This window comes from Acidobacterium capsulatum ATCC 51196 (genome assembly GCF_000022565.1).
In the GTDB taxonomy this organism is placed as follows: Bacteria; Acidobacteriota; Terriglobia; order Terriglobales; family Acidobacteriaceae; genus Acidobacterium; species Acidobacterium capsulatum.
Window position 1 is genome coordinate 2216686 of the sequence record NC_012483.1, and the last position, 21632, is coordinate 2238317.

The 21632-nt window shown below is 60.8% G+C and carries 17 protein-coding genes; 8 read left to right on the forward strand and 9 right to left on the reverse strand.

From position 1 onward, the window contains the following. Positions 1–51: 51 nt before the first annotated feature. Together ACP_RS08980 and ACP_RS08985 are read right to left on the reverse strand one after the other, a co-directional pair. On the reverse strand, positions 52–1500 hold the full coding sequence (locus ACP_RS08980) for a deoxyribodipyrimidine photo-lyase (RefSeq protein ID WP_052294768.1): 1449 nt from the start codon (positions 1498–1500) through the stop codon (positions 52–54). Positions 1501–1606: 106 nt separating this feature from the next. After that, positions 1607–3052 (reverse strand): aldehyde dehydrogenase family protein, encoded by a 1446-nt coding sequence (locus ACP_RS08985; protein WP_015896991.1) that lies wholly within the window; start codon positions 3050–3052, stop codon positions 1607–1609. A gap of 121 nt (positions 3053–3173) precedes the next feature. On the opposite strand from ACP_RS08985, the gene ACP_RS08990 reads away from it, so the two are divergent. Together ACP_RS08990 and ACP_RS08995 are read left to right on the forward strand one after the other, a co-directional pair. Next, positions 3174–3863 carry a DNA-3-methyladenine glycosylase family protein gene (locus tag ACP_RS08990; RefSeq protein ID WP_015896992.1) on the forward strand — a complete coding sequence of 230 codons (690 nt, stop codon included), beginning with the start codon at positions 3174–3176 and terminating at the stop codon, positions 3861–3863. Between the two features lie 83 nt (positions 3864–3946). After that, positions 3947–6472, forward strand: a complete 2526-nt coding sequence (locus ACP_RS08995) for a DUF3536 domain-containing protein (RefSeq protein WP_015896993.1) — start codon at positions 3947–3949, stop codon at positions 6470–6472. Between the two features lie 30 nt (positions 6473–6502). Here the strand turns inward: ACP_RS08995 and ACP_RS09000 are convergent, their stop codons facing one another. Beyond that, positions 6503–7606 carry a Rieske 2Fe-2S domain-containing protein gene (locus ACP_RS09000; RefSeq protein WP_015896994.1) on the reverse strand — a complete coding sequence of 368 codons (1104 nt, stop codon included), beginning with the start codon at positions 7604–7606 and terminating at the stop codon, positions 6503–6505. Between the two features lie 180 nt (positions 7607–7786). Between ACP_RS09000 and ACP_RS09005 the strand changes: the two genes are divergently transcribed. The 6 genes from ACP_RS09005 to cmk all read left to right on the forward strand — a co-directional run bounded on the left by ACP_RS09005 (position 7787) and on the right by cmk (position 15808). Then, positions 7787–8299 carry a thioredoxin family protein gene (locus ACP_RS09005; RefSeq protein ID WP_148215103.1) on the forward strand — a complete coding sequence of 171 codons (513 nt, stop codon included), beginning with the start codon at positions 7787–7789 and terminating at the stop codon, positions 8297–8299. Positions 8300–8306: 7 nt separating this feature from the next. Continuing rightward, on the forward strand, positions 8307–9296 hold the full coding sequence (locus ACP_RS09010; protein ID WP_052294769.1) for a YihY/virulence factor BrkB family protein: 990 nt from the start codon (positions 8307–8309) through the stop codon (positions 9294–9296). Between the two features lie 126 nt (positions 9297–9422). Beyond that, on the forward strand, positions 9423–10940 hold the full coding sequence (gene pyk, locus ACP_RS09015) for a pyruvate kinase (RefSeq protein WP_015896997.1): 1518 nt from the start codon (positions 9423–9425) through the stop codon (positions 10938–10940). A gap of 73 nt (positions 10941–11013) precedes the next feature. After that, a complete protein-coding gene (gene mutL, locus ACP_RS09020) occupies positions 11014–13011 on the forward strand; it encodes a DNA mismatch repair endonuclease MutL (RefSeq protein ID WP_015896998.1) in 1998 nt (665 codons plus the stop codon). Between the two features lie 70 nt (positions 13012–13081). Further along, on the forward strand, positions 13082–15115 hold the full coding sequence (locus ACP_RS17360) for a hypothetical protein (RefSeq protein ID WP_015896999.1): 2034 nt from the start codon (positions 13082–13084) through the stop codon (positions 15113–15115). A gap of 27 nt (positions 15116–15142) precedes the next feature. Further along, positions 15143–15808: a (d)CMP kinase gene (gene cmk, locus ACP_RS09030; RefSeq protein ID WP_015897002.1), complete on the forward strand. Its 666-nt coding sequence runs from the start codon at positions 15143–15145 to the stop codon at positions 15806–15808. Positions 15809–15830: 22 nt separating this feature from the next. On the opposite strand, the gene ACP_RS09035 is transcribed toward cmk, so the two are convergent. From ACP_RS09035 to glgC, 6 genes are all read right to left on the reverse strand, one after another. Next, entirely contained in the window at positions 15831–17348 is a 1518-nt protein-coding gene (locus ACP_RS09035) for a DUF4097 family beta strand repeat-containing protein (protein ID WP_015897003.1), read from the reverse strand. 3 nt (positions 17349–17351) lie between these two features. Further along, the gene (locus ACP_RS09040) at positions 17352–17651 is read right to left on the reverse strand and encodes a LiaI-LiaF-like domain-containing protein (protein ID WP_015897004.1); all 300 of its coding nucleotides are present in this window, start codon (positions 17649–17651) and stop codon (positions 17352–17354) included. Continuing rightward, complete coding sequence (locus ACP_RS09045) at positions 17648–18553, reverse strand: B-box zinc finger protein (protein ID WP_015897005.1); 906 nt, start codon at positions 18551–18553, stop codon at positions 17648–17650. Before ACP_RS09045 ends, ACP_RS09040 begins: the two co-directional genes overlap by 4 nt. Further along, a complete protein-coding gene (locus ACP_RS09050; protein WP_015897006.1) occupies positions 18550–19341 on the reverse strand; it encodes an anti-sigma factor family protein in 792 nt (263 codons plus the stop codon). Before ACP_RS09050 ends, ACP_RS09045 begins: the two co-directional genes overlap by 4 nt. Positions 19342–19343: 2 nt before the next feature. Continuing rightward, positions 19344–19964, reverse strand: a complete 621-nt coding sequence (locus ACP_RS09055) for an RNA polymerase sigma factor (RefSeq protein ID WP_041840139.1) — start codon at positions 19962–19964, stop codon at positions 19344–19346. Positions 19965–20262: 298 nt separating this feature from the next. Continuing rightward, positions 20263–21603 carry a glucose-1-phosphate adenylyltransferase gene (glgC, locus tag ACP_RS09060; RefSeq protein ID WP_476499097.1) on the reverse strand — a complete coding sequence of 447 codons (1341 nt, stop codon included), beginning with the start codon at positions 21601–21603 and terminating at the stop codon, positions 20263–20265. Positions 21604–21632 lie beyond the last annotated feature (29 nt).

Below are 21632 nucleotides of genomic sequence, written 5' to 3' on the forward strand. Positions count from 1 at the left end.
TTGATTATCAGAGGAACTCAGAAGAGCGAAAACATTACTTCGGTGCCGCGATTACTCAGCCTGCGCGGACTCGGCTAACTCTTCCATCTGCCGGATATAGCGCGTCGCGTCAAACTTCTTCGCCGCCGCATTGCCTGACATATAGCGAATGGTGCCGAAGATATCCCGTTCAAACCATGGGCGGTCATGCACGCCGCCGATGGCCCAGGCGATGCCCGCATATCCATTAGGATCGCGGCCATCAAGGAAGTAGCGGTCGTTCAGATAGACACAGGTTTCCCATGCCTGCACCGGAGAAGGCGACCACTCAAGAATCTTCTTGGCCCAGTACATGCGCATGTAGTTGTGCATCCAGCCGGCGTGGAGCATCTGGCGCTGAGCGGCATTCCACAGCTCGTCGCATGTTTCAGCGCGCTCCAGCTCTTCGAGCGTATAAATGGGATCGCGGGTATCTCTTGCGTGCTCGCGCAGCGTCTTTTGCGCCCACTCGGGAGCGGCCTCAAAGGAATCGTAACCCGGCACGAACTTTACGAAGTTGACCGCCATGTCGCGCCACGCAATCAGCTCATTGAGATAACTGTCGCAAGCCTCGCGCGATGCGTGCTTGTTCTTGTGCGCATCCTCGACGGCGAGGGCAATCGTCAACGGGCTGATGTGGCCAAAATGCAGATAGGGCGAGAGGCGGCTGGTGCCATCCAGTTCGGGATGGTTTCGCTCTTTGGGGTAATTTGCCAATTTATTGGTTACGAAATCCTTGAGCAGTCTCTGCGCTTCGTGAGTGCCTCCATGAAAGGAGTCCACCGGCTTCACGCTGCGGTCGAATTTGCTCCAGCCTTCAGTGACATCGTGCCGGACGTCGAAGGCTTCGAAGCCTTTGGGATGCGGCCAGGATTTTTCGGCTTGGATGACAGGCTGCGGAACAAGATACTGCGGCAGCAGAGGCTCAAAGCGTTTGCGGAAGATATGCACCATGTACTGGTGCTTTGGAAAGAGATTCGACGGTACGACGACATCGGCATCAATGGTCCAGTAAGGCATGTTCAGGCGTTTGGCGATCACCTGACGCCAGCGCTCTGGTTCGCGGCAGGGGTTTTCATCGCCGATGAGCATGGCGGCCTGCACTTCTTCCAATAGCTGCTCCAACGAATTGCCCGGAGGGCGGCGCACGATGAAGGTTACGTTGCGCTCGGCCATGTCCTCTTCAATGTCGGCCAGCCCCTGATTCAGAAACACGTAATGACGCAGATTCGCGTGAGGGAAATTAGAGATTGCGGAAAAGTAAGCCACGACGGGAAGGCCCAGTTCGTTGCCGATGCGAATGGCCATGTCGAGCGCGGGATTGTCGAGGGCCCGCTGCGCGCGCTGCATCCAGTAGACGACGCACTTGCCCTGAGGAAGCGGAGCGCCGTTGCGGCGCACTGTCACCCGCGCATCCTGGCTGAATTGCTGCAGTGCCCGAGGCACTTCCGGGGTGGATGCGTCACTCTCGATCTTCGACATGGATTTCATCCTACCGGTAGATGCGGCTTCCCCTGGCCGGCGGACGCTGCGCGTTGATGAGACGAAAACCCGCCAGAGGCAGATTCTGCAACGCGCATCCGGGACGCTAGAGCGCCATAACAAGCAGGCGCGGCTCGGTCATCTCTTCGATGGCATAGCGGATGCCTTCGCGACCGAGACCGGACTCTTTGACGCCACCGTAAGGCATGGGGTCCATGCGCCAGGTGGGGGTATCGCCAACGATGAGGGCGCCGACTTCGAGCTCAGCGTAGGCTTTGAATATCTGCTGCGCGTCGCGCGTGAACAGGCCCGCCTGCAGGCCATAGCGCGAGTTGTTGACACGGGCCAGTGCATCGTCGAATCCATCAAAGCGCTCGATGACCATCACGGGGCCGAAAACTTCCTCATCGAGCACCTTCATGCCCGGCCTGGTTCCGGTCAGGATGACAGGACTCACCAGAGAATCCTTGCGCCCGGCGCCAACGAGCAGCGTCGCGCCGCTATCCTCGGCCTCCTGTACCCAGGCAGTGACTCGCTCGGCGTCGCTGGGTCGAATGAGTGGCCCGACATCGGTGCGCTCCTCGTCCGGGTCGCCACAGACCAGAGATTGCGCCTCCTCGACCGCAGCAGCAATGAAGCGATGAAAGAGTGAGCGATCCACATAGACGCGCTGCACCGCGATGCAGCTTTGACCGGCATAGCCCATGGAGGCGCGGACGGCCTTCTTTGCGGCTCCAGCGATATCTGGCCAGTCTGCGCAGACGATCATGGCTGCGTTGCCGCCCAGTTCGAGCAGAACAGTCTTTTTGCCGGCCTTTCGCTTGAGTTCCCAACCCACGCGCGCACTGCCGGTGAAGCTGACCTGGCGCAGGGACTCGTCGGACTCGACCAGCGCCTGCACGGATTCATTCTCAAGATGCAGCACGCTGAGCGCGGCGGCGGGAAAACCCGCGGCTTCTCCGGCGGCGTAGATCAGTTCCGCCAGCCGCAGCGCAGTGAAGGGCGTCTGTGGAGCAGGCTTGAGAATCACGGGGCAGCCCGCTGCAATTGCCGGAGCCAATTTATGTGCTACCAGATTCAGGGGAAAATTGAAGGGCGTGATGGCCAGTACAGGGCCGCGCGGGAAGCGCCGCACTAGGCTCCAGCGGCCTTCGCTGCCGGGCGTAAAGTCGAGCGGCAGCACCTGGCCTTCGAGGCGCAGCGCTTCTTCGGCGGCAGTGCGGAAGGTGAGCACAGCGCGCTCCACCTCAACGCGGGCGGCCTTGAGCGGCTTGCCCGCCTCAGCCACGATGCCCGCGGCGAGTGACTCCTTTTCCGCCTCGATGGCCCGCGCCACAGCTTGTAGCATTTCGCTGCGCCGATAGGCTGGCATGGCGCGCAGCACGGACATGGATTCTGCAGCCAGGCGGGCTGCGTCTTTGGCCTGATCCAGACTGGCGATGGCCACGGTGCCCAAAAGCCGCTGGTCCCAGGGAGCGTACACGGCCAGACGCTGCTCGCTCATGTGCTCTTTGCCCGCGAGGAAAAATCCGCGATCTGCCTTGTTGATCATTGGGTGCCAGCTCCTGTTTTGCGGACGCTCGTATGATGCGGCCTCTGCGCAAGAATAACCCCAGAATCTGTTTTTCTTCTTCGTGCTTGGCTCCAGGCACAGGTAGGCCTAAACTCCGGTCATGACCGCCGGACTACGCCCCGTTCGATACGATGCCGATCTTGCCTGCCGCGAGCTTGCCGAGGCAGACCCCAAGCTGGGAAAACTGATCGAGTGCGCGGGGCCATTTACATTGCGGCTTCAGTCGCAGCATTCACCGTTTGAATCCTTGCTGGAGTCCATCATTTACCAGCAGTTGCATGGCAAGGCGGCAGCAGCCATTCTGAAGCGGCTGCTGGAAAGCTTTGGCGAGTATCACCCCGCGCCCGAGCATCTGCTGGCCGCGCCGGACGATCAACTGCGGGCAGCGGGGGTTTCGCAAAGCAAGGTTCTCGCCCTGCGGGATCTGGCGGCGAAGACGATGGACGGGACTGTCCCGAGCCTGCAGCGCATCCGGCGCATGCCCGATGATGAAATTGTGGCGCGACTGAGCGCAGTGCGCGGCATTGGCAAATGGACAGCCGAGATGATGCTCATCTTCCGGCTTGGACGGCCCGATGTATTTCCTGTGACCGACTATGGAATTCGCAAAGGGTTTGCTCTGACGTTTGACCGATTGCCGAAGTCGAAGCCTTTTGATGCGAGCATGCTCGCCGATATGAAGAAGATGGCGCGCCGCGCGGAAAAATGGCGGCCCTGGCGCTCGGTAGCTACCTGGTACCTGTGGCGAGCCTGTGATCTCGCGGGAAAATCAAGCACACCGTTCGAGTAGCCGGCGGAGGGGAGTGGGATTCCGCAGCCGCAGTCTTCTAATCTGAAGCAAGCCACTCGATTGCGCGAAGGAGAAGTCTCAAGATGTCGTCGCCGGACCGTTATATCTGTATTCACGGCCATTTCTACCAGCCGCCACGGGAGAATCCGTGGCTCGAAACGGTAGAGACCCAGCCCTCGGCCGCGCCGTATCACGACTGGAACGACCGCGTCACCGCCGAGTGCTACGCGCCAAACGGGGCGGCGCGCATTGTGAATCCGGAAAACGAGATTATCCGGATCATGAACAACTACAGCCGCATCAGCTTCAACTTTGGCCCAACACTGCTGTCATGGCTGCAGTCAGATGCGCCGCGCGTGTACCGCGCCATTCTGGAAGCAGACCATGCGAGCCAGAAGCGCTTCAGCGGACATGGCTCGGCCATGGCACAGGCCTACAATCACATGATTTTGCCGCTGGCGAGCCGGCGCGACAAGATCACACAGATCCTGTGGGGCATTGCTGATTTTGAGTCGCGCTTTGGACGGCGACCGGAAGGCATGTGGCTGCCCGAAACAGCCGTGGACACCGAATCGCTCGACCTGATGGCTGAGCAGGGACTCAAATTTGTGGTTCTTGCTCCCAACCAGTGCAAGCGCGTTCGCCCCATACCCAGTGGAGAGAAGCCCGCAAGCGCAGACACGGGCTGGAAAGACACACCCCACGACAGCGTAACCACGACGCGAGCCTATGACGTGAAGCTGCCCAGCGGGCGCTCCATCGCAGCGTTTTTCTACAACGGGAGCTGCTCGCGAGCCATTGCCTTTGAAGGACTGCTCAACAGAGGTGAAGTGTTTTACGACAGGCTGATGGACGCCTTTGACGCGAAGAGCGAAGCCCCGCAGCTTGTGCATGTCGCGACGGATGGCGAAAGCTATGGGCACCACCATCGCTATGGGGATATGGCTCTGGCCTGGATGCTGGAGCATGTGGAACAAACCGGCGGGGCCCGTCTCACCAACTACGGAGAGTTTCTGGAGAAATTTCCTCCGCAGTGGGAGGCGATGATTGAAGAGAACACCTCATGGAGTTGCGCGCACGGCGTGGAGCGGTGGCGCTCAAATTGCGGCTGCAACACGCATCCAGGTTGGTCACAGCAATGGCGCGCGCCTCTGCGCGAGGCACTGGACTGGCTGCGCGACAGCGTTGCGGCCTATGCGCAGCGGGCATCGCTCTCGATGGGCTTTGACCTGGACCGCGCACGCAACGGCTACATCCGGGTGATTCTTGATCGCAACCATCAGGCTGCCGGAGAAACCTCGAGCGCCGCTACGGATTTTATTACGGAGTTCATCTCTCAGGCGCGCACGCCAGAACTGCGGCAGGCTGCGCTCAAGCTGATGGAACTGGAGCGCCACGCGCTGCTGATGTATACGAGCTGCGGATGGTTCTTTGATGAGATCAGCGGCATCGAGACGATACAAATCATCGCCTATGCGAGCCGCGTGCTGCAGTTGGCCGCCGAACTCTTTGGCCCAAGCGCTGCAGAGCTCGAAGAGGAGTTCGTTCAGAAGCTGACCACGGCGCAGAGCAATCTGCCCAAAGAAGCCGATGGTGGGCAGGTTTATCGCAAATATATTTTGCCGATGAAGGTAGGCCTGGAACAGGTAGCGGCGCATTATGCCATCAGCTCCATCTTCACGAGCTATCCGGACGATGCCGCGATCTTCTGCTACCTTGTGCGCCGCGAAGCCTATGAGATGTACAGCTCAGGGCGGGCGCGGCTGATCATTGGGCGCGGGTTTGTGACTTCAAAGATTACCGAAGAGTCGGAGATGGTCGTGTTTGCGGTGCTCCACCTGGGCGACCACAATCTAACCGCGGCCGTAAAGCGATGGAACACGGCGCTTGAACCGACCTATGCACCACTGTGCGATGCCTTGCAATCGGCGATGACGAGAGCCGATATTGCAGAAGTGATACGGGTCGTGGACCGGCAATTTGCCGAAGCGAGTGCGGGCGGCGAGCTGCAGCCGGCGCACACCTACTCCCTGACTTCGCTTTTTCAGGATGAGCAGCGGCGCATTCTTGGGCTCATTCTTACATCCACGCTGAGCGAGGTGGAGGCGAGCATCGCAGCGATTTATGAGACGCAGGCTTCGCTGCTTCACTTCCTGAGCCAGAGCCAGCTCCCCAAGCCGCAGGCGCTACTGCTGGCCGCGAATTTTGCCGTGAATGCCGGACTGCGGCACGCACTTGACAGCGAGCCAGTCGACGCCGTGGAGGTGCGGGCTTTGCTTGAAGTGGCCGAGGCCGACAAGATTGAACTCGATCGCCAGGAACTGAGCTATCTTGCCGGCACGCGCATGAAGCAAGCCATGATGGCCGTGCTCGGCAACATGGGCAACACCGAACACCTGGAGAATGCCTTGACGCTTGCGCGAACGCTGGCGCTCTTCCCGTTTGAGACGCGCATCTGGCACGCGCAGAATATCTGGAACGAAACCATGCAGCAGACGCGAGTCAAAAAGCAGACAACGGACTGGATGAAGCAATTCATGGAGTTGGGGCAGCAACTGCACATCTGCGCGGAATGCCTGTGGAGCGACGAGAATTCGGTTGCGATTTGAGATGCCTCGTTGAGCTTCCTGCCCCGTGCTTCAGCTTCGCCAGTGCAGCGTTACGGGGCCATCCATGGGATGCCGGGGTGGCTCGCCGGTCCGGGCTGAATCCAGGCGCGCCTGTTTGAGCGCAAAGTACCATTTGGCGGGCCGGTCTGCATCGTCGATCAGCATCAACGTGGGATCATAGCGCAGCCCCTCGGCCTGCTGGATCATGGTGACCTGGTCCTGCTCGACAAAGCGCTTGCCAAAAAACATGGCGATGGCTTTCACGAAGGGCACGGAATAGAAAATGTTCCACGCAGCGGCCACATCGATGCGGCAGGCATTGGGCGCGGTCGGCGTGACAGTGGTAAGGCTGGCAAACCACTTTTCTCCGCACCGGATGGTCTCATAGCGGCGATTGGGCAGCACAAAATCGATGGTGGTGGTGATGGGCTCGCCATAGACTCCCAGCAGCTTATAGGGCGCGCTGTTGCCTGAGGGCTTGTGCGAGGCCATGCGAAAGCCCTGCGGGATCGGCTCGAAGTGCTTCTCTTTCTCATGTATGCTCGCGCGGCTGCGCCACCACCAAGACTGATGCACGAAAGGGCCGTGCGCGGGGTCCATGAGGCCGATGATGCCGTGGTCTACATTGCAGGGCAGTTCGGCAGTCAGGTGCGCAGAGCGGAAGCGGCCGCCGAACTTGGGAACCTCTGGCACAGCCGGCAGAGAGGTGCGGTCCATGACACGGCCGCTACCCGGCTCAGGAAAATAGACCCACGCATAGCCGTCACGCTCTTCACAAGGAAAGGCGGTTGCGAAGATGCGCGAGCAGTCCAGGGTGTCGTGCCCGGTGAGCGAGGGGATGGCGGAGCATTGTCCGGTGACTGGTTCAAATCCCCATCCGTGGTACTTGCAGGTGACATCCTTGCCGTCAAACCAGCCGCACGAGAGCGGAATACCGCGGTGCGGGCAGGCATCGCGCATGGCAAAGAGCTTGCCGTCGGCGCGCCGGCCGAGCACCAGCGGGATGCCCATGATCTGCTGCTTTGCCAGCGTTTTGCCGCGCAGAGCTTCACTGCGCATGGCCGGATACCAATCGTTGAAGAGGAGCGTGGTTGCCGGACCCATTGCCTCCGGCACGACCAATCGTTGCGCCATGTGTGCCTTTACCTGCGGGTATCTTAAATGCGAGGGCCAAAAGGTGCTCGTGCTGCAAATCACCTGCATCCTGAGGACGGCTTCTACCATCTGCTGGAAAAGGACCGTGCGGGAGCCGGGAACGATGTGGCATGCTGGAGGCCACGGCATTTTTCGGGAGATTTCCCCACCGGAGGGAAGATGAACTGGATTCGCAAGACCATGCTCGCTGCAATGATGGGTGGCCTTATGGCCTCGCTCGCACTGACACCCACCGCTGGCGCCCAGATGAGCGGCCTCTACTCCGCAGAAGTGCACAAGGTGATTTACCCTGCCCCCTCGGCCGCCCCGGCGGAGATTGAGCATGCACTGATGGTGGCGCGGCGCGAGCATAAGCGCGTGATTCTGGACTTTGGCGGCAACTGGTGCCCGGACTGCAAGGTGCTGGACTACTACTTTCATCAAGCGCCCAACGCGACCCTGCTCGCCCGCAACTTTGTGCTGGTGGATGTGAATATCGGACGCTTCGACAAGAACGTAAACCTGGCGAAGAAGTATGGGGTGCCCCTGCACAAGGGCGTGCCTGCCCTCGCGGTGTTGAATGCGCATGGCCGCGTAATTTACAGCCAGAAGAACGGCGAGTTTGAAAACATGCGGCACATGAGCCCGGAGTCGGTCACAGCATTTCTGACCGCATGGAAGCCGGCACGATAGATCCGCGATGACGAAACGTCTCCCATTCCAGCGCCCGCTGCACCGCTTGCAACTGCATCTGCAGCGGGCAGGCTGGAATGCCTTTCGTCATAGCGCGTTTCAAAACTCCAAGGCCGCAGCCTATTCCGCGATTCTGAGTCTTTTCCCTACATTGCTCGCAGCCACAACCATTCTGGCGCTCGCGCCGGAGGGCGACACGTTTCTGGGTGAGCTGCGTTATGGCTTCAGCCAGATTCTTCCGCCGGATACCATGCTTCTGGTGCAAGCCTATTTTCAGCCAGGCAAAGGCCGCTCGGCGCACCTGGTTCTGATCGCCTTTGGCATTTCGTTTTTTGCGGCCATGGGCCTGATGCTGGCCCTGATGGAAGGGCTTCGCCGCGCCGAACGCCTGCCCCGCAGCGCGTGGAACTTCTGGTGGCAGCGCGTGGTCGCGGTGCTGCTGGTGGCGGGCACTCTGGTGCCGATGTTTTTCGCCACCCTACTGATCACATTCGGGCACTTCATCGAGCACTGGATCGTCGACTCTGCCGGGCATGAGCTGCGTTTCTACGTTTTGCTCTTTTGGCGGGTGATTCGCTGGGGCATCGCCGTGGTGACCAGCGTGGTGATGCTCGCAATGATTTACCACTTTGGCGTGCCGCGCCGCCGCCACTGGAAGCACGCATTGCCGGGAGCCATGATGGCGACGGTGACATGGTTTGTTTCCACGCTGCTCTTTGGCTGGTATGTAACGCGCTTCTCGCATTACCAGGTCGTCTATGGGTCGCTGGGGGCGGGCATGGCCACGATGGTGTGGCTGTATATCGTGTCGCTGAGCATACTTTTCGGTGCGGAGTTTAATGCCGAGGTGTATGGAGTTTGCGGGGACGAACCGCCGGAACTGGATACGATGCCGGACGCAGCAACACACTCTGGCCGGGAAGTTGTGGGCGGCGGAGCCGAGAGCGGCGAGAACTGCTTCCAGGAACCGGGAGAGGACCTGCCGCGCTTTCGCTGAGCGCGTTTGCTGGCCAGAACCTGTGAAAATCCGGGCGTCTGCGCGCCGTTGACTATTCCCCGGCACAACTTCCGCTAAAATAGGTCGCGGATGCCGCAAAGGTTTCCGCATAAGTTTGGGGGATGGATGAATTTCACGTATGCCGGCAATGAGCCGGCTCACGAGCCGCGCCGCGCCAAGATTGTAGGCACGCTGGGACCCGCTTCTTCGCACGCTGATGTTTTCCGCGAACTGGTTCGTGCCGGACTCGATGTGGCCCGGTTAAATTTTTCTCACGGTACGCATCCTGAGAAGCTGAAGCTGATCGAGATGGTTCGCACCGTCGCCGCCGAAGAGAAGAAGACCATCTGCATTCTTGCCGACCTGCAGGGTCCGAAGATTCGCACCGGAAGACTGCAGGACCGCATACCGGTGCAGTTGAAGGCCGGGCAGACTCTGACGATTACTCCGAAGGATATTGCCGGCACCGCCACAGTGATCGCCACCACCTTCCCGACGCTGGCCGAAAATCTGACGGAGGGAGATCGCATCCTGCTCTCGGACGGCTTGATCGAGCTGCGCGTGAAGAGCATTCAGGGAGAAGACGTCGAATGCACCGTGATGAACGGCGGCACGCTCGGTGAGCACAAGGGCATTAATCTGCCCGGCATTCCGGTCAAGGTGCCTTCGCTCACGGAGAAGGACGATATTGATCTGGTCTTTGCCGTTCAGAACAATGTAGATGCCATTGCGCTCTCGTTTGTCCGCACGGCCGAAGACGTAAAGCTGGTGAAGGATCGCATTGCGGCTCTGGGCTCAAGCACATGGGTGATTGCAAAGCTTGAAAAACCGCAGGCGATCGACAATCTGGAAGAGATTCTGGAAGCGGCTGATGGCATCATGGTGGCTCGCGGCGACCTTGGCGTGGAAGTTCCACCCGAGAAAGTTCCGGCCATCCAGAAGCACATGATTCGCCGCGCGCGCGCCTGGCGCAAGCCGGTGATCACGGCAACGCAAATGCTGGAGTCGATGATTGAGAATCCGCGCCCCACGCGCGCCGAGGCGAGCGACGTCGCCAATGCCGTCTATGACGGCACCGATGCGGTGATGCTCTCGGCTGAGACGGCCGCCGGCAAGTACCCGATTGAGGCCGTACACATGATGGCTCGGATTGCGTCCGAGACCGAGAGCAACCTGGAGCACAGCGCGCAGGAAGCCCGGCCTCCGCATCAGCGGCTTTCGATTCCAGAGACAATCTGCGAATCGATGGCGCACGCGTGCGAGGATCTCGATGTGGCCGCCATTGCCGTCTTCACCGAGACCGGAACGACGGCACGCCAGCTCTCGAAGTACCGGCCGAAACCCCCGATTTATGCGCTTTCGAGCGTGCCGGAGGTGATCAACCGCATGGCCATGCTCTGGGGCGTAAAGCCGATCCTCTGCGAGAAGGCCTACACCACTGAAGATATGGTGGACACCGCCGAACGCCTCATGCAGGAGGGCGGCTATGCCAAGAAGCAGGACATTCTTGGCATTGTGGCCGGCACCCGCACCCGCAGCGGCTCGACCAACTTTCTGCGTCTGCACATTATTGGCGACCGTGCTCCCGAAGTTACGGACGCAGCCAAGACCGCCGAACAGAAGCCGGAAACGGCGAAGGCTTAACCCGCTTATTTCGTCCCCCGCTTTGCACAGGTGTACGCAAAGCGGGGGATTTTGCGTCTTGTAAGCTTCTTTCATGGGCCGCATCCGCGTTTTGTCCGATCAGGTGGCGAATCAGATTGCCGCTGGCGAAGTGGTGGATCGCCCTGCCTCTGTCGTCAAGGAACTGCTCGAAAACGCGATCGATGCGGAAGCCACGCGCATTCGCGTCGAAGTGGAAGCCGGAGGCCGCAAGCTGATCCGGGTAACCGACAACGGCATCGGCATGATGCGCGATGACGCCATGCTGGCCTTTGAGCGGCACGCGACGTCAAAGATTCGCAGCAGCGACGATCTGCTCACCATTGCCACGCTGGGCTTTCGTGGCGAAGCGCTACCCTCGATTGCCTCCATCTCGCGGCTCGAGATGATCACGCGCGCGCAGGGCGAAGAAACCGGCACGTGCATTGAGATTGCGGGCGGCAAGATGCTGCGCGTCGAGGATGCGGGCGCGCCGCCGGGCACCAGCTTCACGATCCGGGACCTCTTTTACAACACGCCTGCGCGCCGTAAATTTCTCAAGGCCGAGAGCACGGAGCTTTCGCATGTCTCCGCGCTGGTGACGCATTATGCGCTCGCGCATCCTGACAAGCATTTTGAGCTGCACTCGGCCACGCATGCACTGCTCAATGCGCCGCCGGTAAATGAGCCCTCAGAACGCGTCTTTCAGATTTTCGGGGCGGAGACGCTGAATCAATTGATTCCCATGGCTGCCGAGCGGCCGTTTGACCGCGCCGGGCTGCCGGAGCCTCCGCCGTGGCGCCGCGACCAGGATTACGAACCACCTGATCCTGGCTTTTTGCGCGTGAAGGGCTTTATCTCAAAACCGGCCCTGCAGAAGCTCAACCGCAACTCGATCTATATCTTCATCAACCGGCGGCTTGTGCGCGACCGGCTGATTCTGCATGCCATTACCGAGGGATACCGGAATATCATTCCGCCGACTTCGTTTCCCGTAGCCCTGCTGTTTCTGGAGATGCCGCCTCACGAAGTGGATGTGAATGTGCATCCGGCAAAGACAGAGGTGCGTTTCCGGCAGTCTTCGGTGCTGCACGATTTTCTACGGGACAGCATACGTAACGCACTGATGAAGGCACGTCCGGCCGCCGATTTTCTGGCTGCACTCTCCGCTTCGGAGCCGGTTTCGTCGGTATTGCCGACAGCGACTCCGGTGCAGGACTCCGAAGTGATTCCGGCAGGCTCTGAAGCCGCCGGCGAAGTGGCCGCTTTTGCTCTGACGGAGCCCGTGCTACCTTCTGTGGAGCAGCCACTGCCCTTCGCGAGGGCGGAAATGACTGTGCCGCAGGTTCAGGGCGCGGCGGGGTCTGCGCCAGCGCCGCCGGCATATCCTGCCGTGGCCGGAGCGGCCGCGCGCGTGCCAGGAGGAAACTGCGGCCATGATGCCGGGCCGGAAGAGATTCCGCCACCGGGAGGAGAAGCTGGGACGCTGGCGTCGCTAGCCTCCCTGAAGCCGCTTGGGCAGCTTCGGGAGTCCTTCATACTGGCGGTGAACGATGAGGGCTTCTGGATTATTGACCAGCATGTGGCCCACGAGCGCGTGCTGTTTGAGAAGATTCTGCGGGAGCGTGAGGTGGAGCGCGTGCACCGCCAACGCCTGCTGATGCCTTTGCTGCTCGATCTGCTGCCACACCAGATGGTGCGCTTCGCCGAGATTGCCCAGGAGCTGGAACGCAATGGCTTTGAAGCGGAACCCTTTGGCCCGCATACCATTGCGATTAAAGCATCTCCAGTAGGGCTGGAGGGCGCGCGGCTGGAGCGGATGCTGGTGGAGGTGCTGGAGCAGACCGGCACGGGCACGCAGTCAGAAAATCTGGAAACGGTGCGGACACGGATCGCCGCCTCCATTGCCTGCCACTCGGCCATCAAAATCAATACACCGCTCGATCCCCAGCGCATGGAATGGCTGCTGGCCGAGCTGGCGCGCACGGCGCACCCCACGAGTTGCCCCCATGGACGCCCGATTGCTTTACGATATTCATGGAAGGACATTCAGCGGGCGTTTGAACGGATCTAGTTCCGAAGAACCTCGTGTTTTGGCCGGGCGATAAACGCCGCGGGCCTGTTGCTTCCCTAAAGGACATTCTTTGACATCGCAGCAGCTTCTCGAGGCGCGCGCCACTCTGTGGCGCCACAACGCCGATCCTATTCTTACGCATGAAGACGCGACGGCCTGGGTAGAGACTCACGGCTTTCAGCTCTTTCTTCCCCGGAAGCAACAACTTCCCGCCCCTGCCCCGTCTTTTGTAGAGGCATGCCTGGGCAAACTGGAACACACCCCGAGCCGCTCTGCGATTGAAGACGCACTCGATCTTGCCCGCCGCCTTTTTACCACCGGCGATGTGGTTCCGTTAAATCTTTTTGGTGCGCTCAGCGAAGAGCCGGACTTTCTGATCTCGCGCGAAGAGCTGCCCTGGCTGCTTTCACTGCGCGCCGACCGTACCTGGAAGACTGCACCAGCCGGACGCACGTCGCCGCTGCATATCAACATCTGGAAGCTGCTCGACGAGCAGGGCGCGCTTACGGTAGAGGAAATTCGCTCGGGCGTGGGCCGCGAAGTGACCGAAGCCGCTGTACGCCGCGCTCTGGTGGAACTGTGGGGCACATTGCGTGTGGTGCCGCGCTACCTCGAGAACCGCACCGAATGGGCACTGGTCAAGTCTGCTTACCCTAAGGAGTCGGCCAAAGGCTCCACGACCGCGCAGGGCACCGCGCTCTCGCTCTTTCTTGCCGGCTATCTGCGCTCGGTGATTGCCGCCAGCGAGGATGAAGTCTCCATCTTTCTGTCGCCGCTGGCTTCCCGCTCCAAGGTGCGCGAGGCGCTGCATGCACTGCTGACCACGCGCCAGCTAGAGACGGTGGCTTTGGGACCGAATACGCTTTACCACGTCGCCGGAGAGCTGCCGGAGTTTCCGGAAGTGCTGCCGCCAGCGACCGTGGAACCGGCAACGGAAGCGGGCACGGAGATGCCCGAGGGAACTGCGTTCTCCTCGGAGCCAGGACCAGGCACCGATCGCATCCGCAAGTACACGCCTCGCGATAGCCGCCCGGAACGCCCAGCCCGTGAAGGCGGGTTCCAGCGCGGAGATCGCCGCCCTCGGCCTTATGGTGAGCGGCCAGCGGCCGGATCGCGGGAACGCGGGGGATTCTCCTCTGAGAACCGGAGCCGCGAGGGATTCCGGCGGGACGATCGAGGCCGCGCAGGCTTTGGCCGGGATGACCGCAAGCGGGAAGGTTTTGGTTCCGACCGGCGCGAGGATCGTCCCCGCAGAGATGGTGGCGCCTTTGGCGACAATCGTCGCGAGCGCACACCTTATAGCGGAGAGAGAAAGCCTTTTGGACAGCGCGATCGCTCCGATCGGCCCGCTGGAGGATTCCGTCCGCCGTTCCGCAAGCCGCAGGAGGAAGGCGGTGCCTTCGCCGACAACCGCCGCAGCCGCGAGGGCAGCGAACCGGGACGCCCGGACTTCCGGCGGCGCGAAGAAGGCGGCCGGCGGGACGGAGATCGCCCGCGTCCCAGCTTCCGCAATCGCGAAGAAGGCGACCGCCGTTCCTTTGGCAAGAAGCCCTTCGGGAAGCCCTTTGAGAAGCGCAAGCCTTTCGGAGACCGCGCGCGCGAAGGCCGGGAAGACTCGCGCCCGCCCCGCGGAGACAGCGACCGGCCGGCCCGCAAGTCGTTTGGTGGACCTCGGCGCGAGTTTGGGGATCGTAAGCCTTTCTCGCCCCGTGAAGGCGGAGGCGAGCGCGAGCAAAGGCCCTATGGCAACCGCCCCCAGGGCCGCAAGCCCTTTGGGGATCGCAAGCCGTTCGCGCCGCGCGAGGGGGACGGTGAGCGTGAGCAACGGCCATATGGCAATCGCTCAGAGGGACGCAAGTCCTTTGGTGATCGCAAACCGGGATTCCCGAAGCGCGAAGGCGGCAAGAGCTTTGGCAAGGGTCCTCAAAAAGGACCGGGCAAGTCTTTTGGAAAGTCTTTCGGCAAAGGCCCCGGCAAACCGGGCGGCTTTGGCAAGGGACCCAATAAGGGCTTTGGCAAAGGGCCGGGAAAGAGCTTCGGCAAGGGGCCGAATCGCGGTCCCGGCAACGGCTTTGGCAAGCCGCAGCGCCGGCCTGAAGAATAACTTCCACATAAGGATGACCGCTGCACGATGACTGCCCGTAAACTCATCATCGCGATCGACGGCCCAGCTGGAGCCGGCAAAAGCACCGTGGCCAGACACCTGGCCACGCGCTTTGGCCTGCTGAATCTCGAGACCGGAGCGATGTACCGCGCCTTTGCTCGCAAGGCTATCGAGCAGGGCGTGAACCCTGACGATGCCGAAGCACTCACCGCATTGGCCAGCAGCACCGCTATCGAGTTGGAGCCCACCTCCGCCGGCAACCGGGTGCTGCTCGACGGGCAGGATGTCACGGCTACGCTGCGCGACAAAGAGGTCACACAGGCGGCTTCGCGCGTGAGCGTGCATCCGCCGATTCGCAACTGGATGGTCAGCCTGCAACGCGCCATGGGGCAGCACGGCGGCGTGGTGATGGAAGGCCGCGACATTGGAACCGTGGTTTTTCCGGACGCGGATCTCAAGTTTTTTCTGGATGCATCGCCGGAGGCGCGAAGCCACCGGCGCTATCTTGAGACGCCGCAGGCGGCCACTCATGCGGCCCTGCATGAGGAGTTACGCAAACGCGACGAGCGGGACCGCAACCGGGCGGAATCCCCGCTGCGCCCCGCTCCCGATGCGATCGTGATTGACTCGACCGAAATGACTCTGGACGAGATGCTGCGCGCGATTGAAGAGACCGTAGCGGCTCGCGTCTAAGGCTCGACGACGCCGGGCCAGCCTATTCCAGCGTGCTTTGAACGTGTCCCTTACTCTTGAAGTGGGGAGCCTTGCTGTGGCTGGCCGCTCCAGGGGCCATCGGCACCGCCGCATCCCCCTTATTCAACTCCAGGCTGCCGTGCGTGGTCGAGATATCGACGGTGGCGCCTCCGCTTCCTACCTTGCCCTGGGCCGTCTGCTGGCCGTTCTGCGTAACGACAGGCAAGGAGAAGTTGGTGTGCAGACTTTCGTCCTGGCTGGTGGTTCCGCTGAAGTTGAAATTTGCGTTCGATGGCACGGTGAGCGTCACATCTCCGGTGTGGTTTGCAATCCGGATATCGCCCAGCGGCAGCCCCGTGGTTACGCTGATGTCGCCATCGTTATCCTGAATATTCAGGCCTCCGGTGATGCCCGTCAGGTCCATGTCCTTGGCATGCGCGGCGATGGTAATGGGACCGCTCGCCTGCTGAATGCCGAGGTCACCGGAATCGAGCGTCAGTGAGCCGAGCAGGTGAGGCACGGTAATCTGGGTGCGGCTGGAGCGGAACTGCACCTGGCCACCAATCTGCTCCAGATGGGTGTCGCCAAAGAACTCGCCGTTGATACTCGCTCCCCCTTGCACCTTCGAAAGGGTCACATCTCCGCCTCGACCGCTCATACTGACGCTGCCCTGCACATTCTGCGCAGAGAAGTCTCCATGCTGCATCTGCACATGCACATCCGAGCCGATATCCTGCACCCGGACGTCGCCGTGATTCGCAGTGATGTCGGCATTGGACTTGAGACCCTCCACGGTCACGTCGCCATGGTCGCCGCGAATAATGGCTGAGGATTGCGGTGGCAGCTCGACCGTGAGGTCATCGCTGAGGTTGTCGCGCGAAGGAACCACGATATTCGCACCCGTAGCGGTGGGCTCGATCTGAGGCTTGGTATCTGCAAAGAGCTGATTGGCGCTGGCTTGCGATCCGATATGGGCGACCTGATGGCCGGACAGATGTATCTGCCCATCGGTAGATGCCGTCACGATGACATCTCCGTTGGGGTTCTCGATATTCACGACAGGCGTCATACCGGCGCCCACTGTCAGCGGATGCGAGAGCTGCAGATCGTTGCTGTATTCCGGCCCGAGAGAGCCCCAGAAGTTATTCCAGTTGCCCTGTTGCCAGCCCCAGTGATTGAAGCCATTCGATCCCCATCCGATCAGGGCCAGCAGAACAACCAGGCCCACAACGCCGCCCAGTCCGCGACTGCCTGCGCAGGGGTTGTTGCGATCCACGAAATACTCGATCAGCAGCAACACGCCGATGGCAATCAGCAGCACCGGCCACCAATGTCCCCACCAGTTCCAGAACATGTCGGCGGGCAGCTTGCCCGTCTCGATCAGCAGAGCGATGACACCCACGCCAACCAGCACCAACGGGCGCACGATGGAGGAACTGCATCCGCGTGTCTGGTAGCGCCAGTAAGCACGCTGCGCCTTGGCCTGGGCACGAGCCTGGCGATAAGCCGATTTCGGGTCGTAGGGAGGTGTGGTTGCCATGGCTTACCGGCTCCTGTCTTCCGGACCGATGCCCGGAATTACGGGTGTGATCGCGGTTCCCGGCGATGCCGGAGGCGCGGGAGGCACACCTCCGACGGGGGGATAGTAGCCGCCCATCGGGGGCGCTTGCATCCGCGACAGCGCTGCGCGCTCTGCCAATTGGAAGATGCCAATCACGATCAGATAGAGCGGCCAGCTTTTGCCGAAAGAAAGCACATGGTACTGGTCCAGAAGAGCCGTGATGCCAAAGGTGATCAGAAGCGCGGGCCCCTTCAAGCGCCGCAACAGCAGATACTGATTCATTGGCCGCCTCCCGTCCTGCGGGCAACGCCGCGTGAGCGGCTGATCAGCATCCAGATGCCGACACCGATGATCAGCAGCGGCCAGCCCCGCCCAATCCAGTCAAACTGCAACAGTCCCAGCGTATTAAAGAGGAAAAGCATGCCCAGCCCGATGAGAACAATGGCCCCGATCGGCTCACGGCGCGCGCGCTGCAGGTCCGGCGGAGGCACAGGAACACCGGCATTTATCGAAGGATCGACGGGAACTCCCGGATCCACTGGAGTGTACGGCGGTGCATAGGGCGGATAGGCTCCGTAAGGGGGAACGGCTTCCTCCGCTGCGGCCGCTGGTGGCGGAGGTGGCGCATAAAAGGGATCGTATGGCACCGCGCCGGGAGGCACGGAACCGGGGGCTGGCTGGCCCGTCGCCGGATTCACCGGCACATAAGGCACAGCATTGTGCAGCCCAAGACGATTGCCCAGGTCGTTCAGCCCGAATGGGTCAGGAACCGGCAGCCCGAAGCGGCGCGCGCGTGCCGTATGGTAGGCGTCAAACACCTGGTAAAAGAACCACGCAGCGATGAAGATGCCAAAGATGTCATGAGAGTTCGCCAGGCCGACCAGCACGACAAAGACCAGTACATGCACAATGGCTTTGACATACTGGCCGTTGTACATGGCTCCCACACCGGGAATGATTCCGAGCAGGGCTGCCAGTCCTGGATTGGGCGCACCCGGCATCTGAGGGATAGCGGGCCCCGTGGCGGCTGCGCCTGGAGCCGCACTTACGCCCAGCTTTTCCGCCAGGCACTGTTCGCAATAAACGTTGCTGGAGACTGGCCGGACACAGGCGGCGCAGAGTGCCTTGCCGCAGTTCTGGCAGTAGGCAGCAACAGGTTGATCCGGGTGATTCGTGCAGTTCATGCCCAGTTCCTTTCTGCCTCTTGTTGGCTTGCCATGAGTCCTGTACCGGACTTCTTCTCGTTCTCCACGCGGCTGGTCTGATCAGACGAAGCCGCCGTTGAAGCCTTCTCCTGCGCCCACTGGCGAGCATTGGGCTGTGCCGGAACATCGTTTTTCGCACCGCCGCCCTTGCCCTTCTTCGCGCCGCCCTGCCGCGCCGCATTGCGCTGCAGGTCGCGAAGCTGCGAATCCATTTCATAAATAAACCGCAGATTCTCGTATGTATGTACCACTTTTTGTTTGGTGCCGTAGAAGCTGCTCACCACGGTGCGCTGCATGTTTGAGAAAGACAGATCGCGCAGGCGCATGCTGCCGGGATGCACTCCGAGCAGGTTGAGGGTGAGCGTGATGGAGAAGAAGGCCATCGCCAGCGTCATCAGCAGACGCGTCTCCTGAAAGCCGCGCCGCATCGAGAGATGCCACACCGCCACCGCACCTGTCGCTGGAACCGGAACGGCACCTGCCGGATGCGCGCCGAGCCCAGCAGGACTCTTGGTCTGATCCAGAATTTTACCCAGCAGCCCGGGCGGCACAAACGGATCTTCATGCAGGAACTGGAGCCACTCGCGTCCCTGGCTGGCGCGCGCCAGCAACTCCCCACAAGCAGGGCATTGGGCGGCATGGGCGACAAACGGGGCCTCGAGCTCAGGAGCCAGCGTTCCGTCCAAACGCTCCGTCAGCCAGGCTTCCCAGTCCTCGCAGCGGACTTCGCCTGCCTTCCGCGTCTCGAATGGATTATGTTCCGCCATGACTAAACCACCTGTCCTTTACTACGTTCCAGCACGCGGGCCAGTTCCGCGCGGCCGCGGCTGATCCGGCTCTTCACGGTACCTTCGGGCACCCGCAGAATCTGCGCGATCTCCTTGTAATCCAGATCCTGCAGATCCCGCAGAATAACCGCTTCCCTCAACTCGGGAGAAATCTTGACCAGTGCCTCCTGTACCAGCTTTTCCAACTGTCTTTGCACCGCGCGGTCGTGAGGATCGGGTCCGGGCTGGGCCAGCCGCTGCGTCAACGGCAGATCGTCGGCTTCATCCCACCCCTCATCCATAGATGACGTAGCACGCTGCTGTTTGGACCGCCGGAAGTGATCCACCAGCAGATTCCTCGTCAGCGTTGTGATCCAGGTCTGAAAACTGCCCCGCTCCGTATCAAACGAGCGCAGATTGCCGTAGACCTTCAGAAACACGTCCTGCGTGAGATCTTCAGCGTCGCTCGATGAGCCCGTAAAGCGGTAGCAGAGCGCATACACGCGCCGGTGATGCGTCTGCACCAGTTCGGTCCAGGCACCGGAGTCACCATCCATGCACCGTTGCACGACCAGATGCATGGAGGCGTCAGTCGATTTTGCATCTGGGGCTGGTTGGGGCATGGCCTCGGACGCTCGCTCCGGATGTCCAGCCTCGCGGCCCGGACGGCTGTGAGACTGCGCGGCTCTGGACCCGTCCGGCCCAAAGCTCATGCTCCGCAAATCCCAGGTCAACGCGCTCATGGAGCCATATACGCGCATGGCTCTCAATTCGTTCCACGAGCCGGATTCGCGCTGACCCGGCCCGAAGTCTGCCTGTCATTTTCGCAGGACGGGGCTTTTGATGAAAAGAAAAAGCGCTTCCCCCTAAGGAAAAAGCGCCATCGTGGAATCAACAAGATACAGAGTTTGCAGGAGTCTCCTAATTCTGCTCCGGCATGAAGTCCGGCGCGACGGGGTTTTCATATAGCGAATAATCGCGCGTCACCACTGTCAGGCCGCTGGGAGTCACAAAATGATTTTTGCGATCCTCTTCCGGGTCAAAGCCGATCACTGTGCCCTCAGGCAAATGCACATCGCGATCAATGATCGCCCGGCGGATGCGGCAATGCCGCCCGATATTCACATGCGAAAAGATGATGCTGGAGTCCACCTCAGAATAGGAATTCACACGCACGTCCTGCGAAAGCACACTGTTGCGCATGGCCGCGCCGGAGATGATGCATCCGGCCGAAACAATTGAGTTCACTGCCGAACCCGTTCGCCCAGGCTCGCCAAAGACGAATTTGGCCGGAGGGTACTGGCGCACGCGCGTACGAATCGGCCAACTCTTGTCATAGAGGTTGAAGATGGGCGAGACGGAGGCTACATCCATATTCGCATCGTAAAAAGCATCGAGCGTGCCCACGTCGCGCCAATAGAGCGCCTCCTGCTTGTTCTCATCGACGAAGTTGTAGGCGTAGATCTTGTAGCGCTCAAGGATGTTGGGCAGGATGTTGTGCCCAAAATCATGCTTGGAGTGCGGGTCTTCCGCGTCGCGCATCAAGGCAGGCAACAGCACGTCGGTATTGAAGAGATAAATGCCCATGGAGGCGTCGACCATCGACGGGTTCCAGGGGGAACGCAGATGCGTGGACTTGGGTTTCTCCACAAAGCCCTGCACCTCGCCGCTGCGAGCCACATCGACGACTCCGAAGCGCGATACCTCATCGGGGCGAATCTGCAGCGTCGCCAGCGTCACGTCTGCGCCTGAGGCGTTGTGCTGCTCGAGCATCTTGCCGTAATCCATCTTGTAAATGTGATCGCCCGACAGGATGAGCACATGCTTCGGCTGCTCGGAACCGATGGAATAGATGTTCTGGTAAACAGCGTCAGCGGTGCCCATGTACCAGTTGGCGCTCACGCGCTGCATGGGCGGCAAAATCTCAATGAACTCCCCGAGTTCCTGAGCAACCACGGTCGACCAGCCCTCGCGAATATGCCGGTTGAGTGAAAGAGCCTTGTATTGAGTGAGGATGTAGACCCGGTGCAGGCCCGAGTTGATGCAGTTGGAAAGCGTGATATCGATGATGCGATACTGGCCGCCGAACGGCACTGCCGGCTTTGCGCGATCCCGCGTGAGTGGAAACAAACGTTCGCCCGCGCCGCCCGCCAGCAGGACTCCCAAAGTGTCTTTCATAACCGCGCGCCATCCTCTCGTCTTATGGAATCGCTTCGGCCTTCCCGGGGATGGACCGCGCAAAGACGATTGCCAAAACTCCACAACTCAAACCCGCCGAATGCTACCACAGG

Bases quoted from the DNA above. Each gene is read 5' to 3' on its own strand.
- ACP_RS09045 (WP_015897005.1), bottom strand. From the start codon at position 18,553: ATGAACTGCACGAATCACCCGGATCAACCTGTTGCTGCCTACTGCCAG.
- ACP_RS08985 (WP_015896991.1), bottom strand. From the start codon at position 3,052: ATGATCAACAAGGCAGATCGCGGATTTTTCCTCGCGGGCAAAGAGCAC.
- ACP_RS09050 (WP_015897006.1), bottom strand. From the start codon at position 19,341: ATGGCGGAACATAATCCATTCGAGACGCGGAAGGCAGGCGAAGTCCGC.
- ACP_RS09000 (WP_015896994.1), bottom strand. From the start codon at position 7,606: ATGGCGCAACGATTGGTCGTGCCGGAGGCAATGGGTCCGGCAACCACG.
- ACP_RS08995 (WP_015896993.1), top strand. From the start codon at position 3,947: ATGTCGTCGCCGGACCGTTATATCTGTATTCACGGCCATTTCTACCAG.
- ACP_RS09040 (WP_015897004.1), bottom strand. From the start codon at position 17,651: ATGAATCAGTATCTGCTGTTGCGGCGCTTGAAGGGGCCCGCGCTTCTG.
- ACP_RS08990 (WP_015896992.1), top strand. From the start codon at position 3,174: ATGACCGCCGGACTACGCCCCGTTCGATACGATGCCGATCTTGCCTGC.
- ACP_RS08980 (WP_052294768.1), bottom strand. From the start codon at position 1,500: ATGTCGAAGATCGAGAGTGACGCATCCACCCCGGAAGTGCCTCGGGCA.
- ACP_RS09010 (WP_052294769.1), top strand. From the start codon at position 8,307: ATGACGAAACGTCTCCCATTCCAGCGCCCGCTGCACCGCTTGCAACTG.
- mutL (WP_015896998.1), top strand. From the start codon at position 11,014: ATGGGCCGCATCCGCGTTTTGTCCGATCAGGTGGCGAATCAGATTGCC.
- ACP_RS09055 (WP_041840139.1), bottom strand. From the start codon at position 19,964: ATGCCCCAACCAGCCCCAGATGCAAAATCGACTGACGCCTCCATGCAT.
- ACP_RS09035 (WP_015897003.1), bottom strand. From the start codon at position 17,348: ATGGCAACCACACCTCCCTACGACCCGAAATCGGCTTATCGCCAGGCT.
- ACP_RS09005 (WP_148215103.1), top strand. From the start codon at position 7,787: ATGAACTGGATTCGCAAGACCATGCTCGCTGCAATGATGGGTGGCCTT.
- cmk (WP_015897002.1), top strand. From the start codon at position 15,143: ATGACTGCCCGTAAACTCATCATCGCGATCGACGGCCCAGCTGGAGCC.
- pyk (WP_015896997.1), top strand. From the start codon at position 9,423: ATGAATTTCACGTATGCCGGCAATGAGCCGGCTCACGAGCCGCGCCGC.